We start from the raw sequence: 411 nt of genomic DNA, 5'->3' as shown, positions 1-411 counted from the left end.
TGCCCAGCACCCGACCACCGAAACCGAAGATCGGATACAGCCGGGGACGCTTACGGGCAATCAGCTTCGTCGTCTTCATCCCGCCCACGTCCCGCAGGCCGCGGAGGGCGGTTTCCAGCTCCCAGGCAGGCCACCCCGGGGTCAGCGGCTCCGGTTCATCGAAACCAGACCCCGATCCGGGCCCACCGCCGTCAGAGGAGCGTTCGAGGCCTCCGCCTCGGCGTCCAGGATCACCCCGCACCGCCGTCGGGGGGACCTGCGATCGAGGCCACGTCCGCGCCCGGTAGAGCGGCAGTCGACAAAGTGTCTCATTATCGTGTATTTCGTTGCTGCAGAGGAGCTCTCGTTTTCGGCTCCTGAACTAGCAGTAGCAACGCATCACGTCCTCGTCTCCGGCGTTGCTCGGGCATC

General features: G+C 65.9%; 1 protein-coding gene. It reads right to left on the bottom strand.

From position 1 onward, the window contains the following. On the bottom strand, positions 1-241 hold a 241-nt coding region (locus CJ177_RS48035; RefSeq protein ID WP_257015117.1), incomplete at its 3' end, for a DUF6308 family protein. Between the last annotated feature and the right edge of the window lie 170 nt (positions 242-411).

Origin of the sequence: Rhodococcus sp. ACPA1, assembly GCF_002300195.1 — a bacterium.
Lineage (GTDB): Bacteria > Actinomycetota > Actinomycetes > Mycobacteriales > Mycobacteriaceae > Rhodococcus_F > Rhodococcus_F opacus.
The sequence above is the reverse complement of the archived record's forward strand: the minus strand, read 5'-3'. Positions and strand labels throughout refer to the sequence as shown.